This window comes from uncultured Winogradskyella sp. (assembly GCF_963975125.1).
GTDB lineage: Bacteria > Bacteroidota > Bacteroidia > Flavobacteriales > Flavobacteriaceae > Winogradskyella.
The window spans coordinates 1-5,623 of the sequence record NZ_CAXBGB010000125.1; the positions used below are offsets into that span (position 1 = coordinate 1).

4 protein-coding genes are annotated in these 5,623 nt (G+C 33.7%); 1 reads left to right on the forward strand and 3 read right to left on the reverse strand.

The genetic code is table 11. From position 1 onward, the window contains the following. Nucleotides 1-65 precede the first annotated feature (65 nt). The gene (locus AAC053_RS13370; protein ID WP_339757622.1) at nt 66-2,324 is read right to left on the reverse strand and encodes a heavy metal translocating P-type ATPase; all 2,259 of its coding nucleotides are present in this window, start codon (nt 2,322-2,324) and stop codon (nt 66-68) included. 441 nt (nt 2,325-2,765) lie between these two features. Here AAC053_RS13370 and AAC053_RS13375 point away from each other — a divergent pair, with 441 nt between their 5' ends. Then, nucleotides 2,766-3,623 (forward strand): hypothetical protein, encoded by an 858-nt coding sequence (locus AAC053_RS13375; RefSeq protein WP_339757625.1) that lies wholly within the window; start codon nt 2,766-2,768, stop codon nt 3,621-3,623. A gap of 700 nt (nt 3,624-4,323) precedes the next feature. Here the strand turns inward: AAC053_RS13375 and AAC053_RS13380 are convergent. Together AAC053_RS13380 and AAC053_RS13385 are read right to left on the reverse strand one after the other, a co-directional pair. Continuing rightward, complete coding sequence (locus AAC053_RS13380; protein ID WP_339757627.1) at nt 4,324-4,938, reverse strand: class I SAM-dependent methyltransferase; 615 nt, start codon at nt 4,936-4,938, stop codon at nt 4,324-4,326. Between the two features lie 19 nt (nt 4,939-4,957). Further along, the coding region (locus AAC053_RS13385) for an HAD-IC family P-type ATPase (protein ID WP_339757629.1) at nt 4,958-5,623 on the reverse strand (666 nt) is incomplete at its 5' end.

Here is a 5,623-nt window from a genome sequence, read left to right on the forward strand (position 1 = left end):
GATATTTGTTTTAAATTTTAAAGTTTTCATTGTATTAGATTTTATAATTAATAATAGAGTTTATTTTAAAGTTTTATTCGTTTAAGTCTTAAACTATTTGCAACTACAGATACGCTGCTAAATGCCATTGCCATTCCTGCAATCATTGGATCTAATAAAAACCCATTAACGGGATAAAGGACTCCTGCTGCAATTGGTATTCCAATGATATTATAAATGAATGCCCAAAATAGGTTCTGGCGGATGCCCAATACCGTTCTCTTTGAGAGTTCTAAGGCTTTTGGAATGGATTGCAAATCTGATGTTATCAATGTCATTTTTGCTACATCCATTGCTATATCCGAACCTTTACCCATAGCAATACTCACATTAGCCTGTGCTAAAGCGTGAGAATCGTTGATGCCATCGCCAACCATAGCCACTATTTTCCCTTCTGCTTGTAATTTTTCAACAAAAGCTGCTTTCTCTGAAGGCATTACTTCGCCTTGGTAATTTGATATTCCCACCTGTTTTGCCACAGCAGATGCGGTTTTATTATTATCTCCTGTAAGCATATAGACTTCGATGCCTCTGTCTTGAAGAGTTTCTATAGCCTTTTTTGAAGTTTCCTTAATCTTGTCTGCAATGGCGAGTATCGCCAGCACTTGTTTTTCATTACCAAAGAATATGACTGTTTTTGCTTGGTCTTCGAGACTTTCTGCTGTTTGCATTAAGGAAGCGTCGATTTTAATATTTTTATCAAGCATTAGTTTATGGTTTCCAACATAGTATTTTGAACCATTTTCATTTTCAGCTTGAACACCCATTCCTGTAATACTTTCGAAGGAAACAATTTCAGCTTGTTCAATATTTTGTTCCTTTAAATGGTTGACCACTGCTTCCGCCAAAGGATGTTCTGATTGTGTTTCGATAGCTAAAAGAATTTGCTTGTATTCATTTTGATTCTCAAGTTTATCCTTCCAAAGTATATTGGTTACTAAAGGTTTTCCTTCTGTAATTGTACCAGTTTTGTCAAGAATGACCGCGTTCACTTTATGACCTAGTTCTAAACTTTCAGCATCCTTTATCAAAATATTGTTTTCTGCGCCTTTGCCGATACCGACCATTATGGCAGTAGGTGTTGCCAATCCTAATGCACAGGGACAGGCGATAACCAATACTGCTACAGAAGTTAATAAGGCTTGCGAAAACGCATTATCACCTCCAACTGACATCCAGACAATAAATGTAATAATAGAGATACCCAGAACTACTGGAACAAATATTCCAGCAATTTTATCGACTAGTTTTTGTACAGGCGCTTTACTTCCTTGCGCTTCCTGAACCATTTTAATGATTTGTGACAGCAAGGTTTCTCCGCCTACTTTTTCAGCAATAAATTGGAAACTACCTTTTTGGTTTACCGTACCTGCAAATACTTTTTCGTCCTTCGATTTTTCTACTGGAACAGGCTCTCCTGTTATCATACTTTCATCTACATACGAGCTTCCTTTGGAAACTTCTCCATCTACAGGAATCTTTTCTCCTGGACGTACTAAAATAGTTTGACCAACTTGTACTGACGAAATAGGGATTTCTTTTTCTTCCCCATTTTCAATGATTTTCAACGTTTTGGGTTGTAGTCCCATCAATTTTTTAATAGCCGAAGAGGTATTTGATTTTGCCTTTTCTTCCAATAGTTTTCCTAAGGAAATAAAAGTTATAATTACGGTTGCTGCCTCATAATAGACGTGAGGCTCTATACCACGACTCAACCAAAATTCAGGAAAAAAAGTATTGAAAATACTGAATAGAAAAGCGATTCCGGTACTCAAGGCTACCAAAGTATCCATATTCGCTTTTCCGTGTTTAGCTTGCTTATAAGCATTGATGAAAAAGCTACGCCCAAACCAGAATAGGACAGGAAGCGTTAGTGCCAATGATATCCATTTTCCAAGTTCCCATTGCATAAAAAACATTCCTAATATAAAAATTGGAAGGGTAAGAATCGCTGACCAGATAGTGCGACTCTTTATATCTTGATAAAGCTTTTGTTGAAGTTCTTGTTGCACGTAAGAAGGGTCTTCTACGTCAATGATAATGTCAAAGCCTACCTCTTGCAAAGCCTTTTGTATTTTTTTTTCGGTAATGGTCTCATCATAATCTACGAGTACCGAGCTACTAGCAAAATTAACACTAGCACTATTGACACCGTTAGTGTGCGACAGGATGGATTCAACACTTGATGCACAGGCTGCACAAGACATTCCAGTTACAGGAAATGATTTTTTTATTCCTTGCTTATGGTCTTTTTTTTTGATTTCAAATATATTAACCGTTTCCATAATCCTATTCTTATTAGTAAAATGCAAAGTTCAGAATAAATAGACTTTAATCTATTACGTTATAAGCTGAATTATTTGTAGAATTTTCACATTTACCTTCTTTTATTATCTAGTTAAAGGTTAAAACCCTGCAATTACATTGCAGTTACTTTAGTTTCTATAAATATTTTAGCCACGAATTCACGTATTAATTAACACAATTTGATTATGTTTTCTCAATCTCACGAGGCAGACTTATAGTCTGCCAACCAAAACCATGGACTTCCAGTCCATAGTGGTTTATTCAAAAAAATCTTCGTGGCTATTAGAGGTTGAGTTGAAGATGTCATTCCTGTAAAATGCTAAATGAATCATCGTTGGTTTCAAGAAATTCTGCGGTTTACTTTAAAATTACTTATATTAGCTTATATTAATGTTTATTACTAACCAAACCATTTTACAATGAAAAACTTATTTAAAACACGTTTTGCCCTTATTATTTTATTTCTAGCTTTTGGTACTTTACAAAGTCAAAATGAAATTTTATCAGCAGTTTCCGAGCTTAAAGGCAATGTGTCAACAATGGATTTTATCCTTACTAAAGTAGATGAAAATGTAAAGAAGGATAAGCATAAAAATTTGGAAAAAAACATTCATGATCTTGAAATCCAATTGAGTGAAGTGAATAATACAAGTAGTCTTTTTAAAGAAGAGATTAGAAATGACTTGGGGCAATTGGTCAATGCTTTATATTCTGATTTATCCTCGCTTGAAAAAACGGTACACAAATCGAAACTTTTTGATTCACATAAAGAATTTAACATCAATATTCAAAAATTGAATTTAGATTTCAATGCTTTAAGCGAATATATCACTAACCTAGAATCATTGGTAAATGAGATCTTGATTTCAACACCTTCTGAAACCGTTTATGTAGAAAAAGAAACGACAGAAAATAAGCCAGTAGCTAAAAAGAAATCTCATAATCAACCAACAAGTCATTCGGCCAATGTTAAAGAATCTCTTAAGAATAAGTGTGAAGCCATAGGAATTCAAATGGAAGGCATAGACTATGCATTTAAACAAAGTAAATTTGATAAAATAGCATCTTACTGTAGTAAAATATCAGATATATGTGATGACATGTTAAGTTTGTCTCAAGACCAATCATTTTCTGAATCTGTTAAAGAGATGAAAGATGCGGCACATGATCTGGAGCACCTTTCACTTCAGGGACATGAGAAACACGACCAAATTCATCATGAGTATGACCATTTAAAAAAGCTGCATAAAAAAGCAAATGCTCGTTTATCTGCCTAAGGCTAGGATTAGTTCTTTTCAAGGCTTATTTTTCCTTGGTATTATTATTTGTATTGAAAAATATCAATGCAGAAAACTGGTTAACTTATAGCTCGTTTATGTTGGAAATTTATTGAATAAAAAAAACCAACAAGAATGCAAACACAAATGGGTCTATAATAGTTTTGGTGTTCAACGTCCACCTTAAGACCTTACCAAAGCACCTTGATTGTCCTTTTCTTTGGTTTCAGGATTAATAGCTTTAATATATTACGTTATAAGCTGAATTATTTGTAGAATTTTCATATTTACCTTCTTTTGTTCAAAAAAACTTTAGTGGTAATGATTTTGAACGATTAGATTTAGTACATGACTAAATTTAGAATAAAACTATTAACTGCACACATATATAGCATATTACGGCTTTTTCGTTACGTAAACCTCACAGGTTTTTAAAACCTGTGAGGTTTTTGATATCCTGAAAATGGCGAGTAGTTTATTTCTCAAAATTAATTTTTGTCATGCACTTAACGATTAGATTAACCCATTGTGCAATTTGATTGATTAGGCTAAACTAAATGTCAGTTCAAGTGATTTTTAATAAAAAATCGTATCGAGAACAGGTTTTGAAATGGGAAATTTTATTCTCGATACTAATTTTCCTCATAAAAATGAGTTAAATCCACTCGAATAGACAAATTTTATTCAAAATGTACAATGGTTAGATTACTTTTTTAAACCAGCAAAACACGAAATTTTGATTTGTATCAAAGGGCGTTATATGGTCAATGTTAAGGCATCTAATTTTATTAAAATAAACTTTGAATTGATTAGTCATTGTGGTTTCTGAATATTGTTTTATCTCTAAACCACTACACTTTTTGGGACCATTTTCAGAAAAAGCACCAATAACTAAATGACCGTCCTTGTTAAGATGTTTTTGAACGGTTTCAACATAGTTGCTTATACTTTGTTCATCGGTTAAGAAATGAAATGCTGCTCTATCGTGCCAAAAGTCGTAATTCTCAGGTGGTGAAAAATCAGCAACATCGGCTACAATCCATTTTACTTTTTTTGATTGGTCTTTTAAGCGTTTTTTGGCTCTATCCAACGCAGCTTCAGAGATGTCTAACACTGTGATATCCTTAAATCCCAACTTTAATAAATGATCTACCAAAAAACTATCTCCACCACCAATATCGATGATTTTTGCAGATTTAGAAATATTAGATGCTTTAAAAAATGATAAAGATGTTTCTGGCACGACTTCATACCAACTCACTTCATTTAAAGATTTTGTTTTAAAAACATTTTCCCAATGTGCTTTTCTACTCATAGTAATGTGATATTATGTTTTAACTCCAAGTCATACGTTGTATGCGCACCGCATTAAAAATAGCCAATAAAGCAACACCTACATCAGCAATTACAGCTTCCCAAAGCGTTGCCATTCCCATTGCTCCCAAAGTTAACACCAATACTTTAACGCCCAAGGCCAAAATTATATTTTGCCATATAATTTTATTGGTCGCATTTCCAATATGTATGGCTGTGGCAATTTTTGAAGGTTGGTCGGTTTGTATCACAACATCAGCGGTTTCAATAGCAGCATCACTACCCAAGCCTCCCATTGCCAAACCTACATCCGAGAGTGTGATTACAGGTGCATCATTAATGCCATCGCCAACAAACGCAACAATTCTTCCTTGTTTTTTTAGTTTTTCAACTTCATTGATTTTTTCTTCGGGAAGCAAGCCGCCAATAGCTTTATCAATTCCCAGTTGATTTGCAATTTTATCGACAACCAATTGTTTATCGCCAGAAAGCATCACAATTTCTGTTATTTTTTTAATACGATGTAAAGCACTTATGGCTTCTTTGGCATCATCTTTAATGGTATCGGCAATGGTTATATAGCCTTCATATTTTCCATTAATAGCAATTACAACAATCGTTTCAATGTTCGATTTTAATTGCTCATCATATTGAATATTAAACTTTTCCAATAACTTTAAATTACC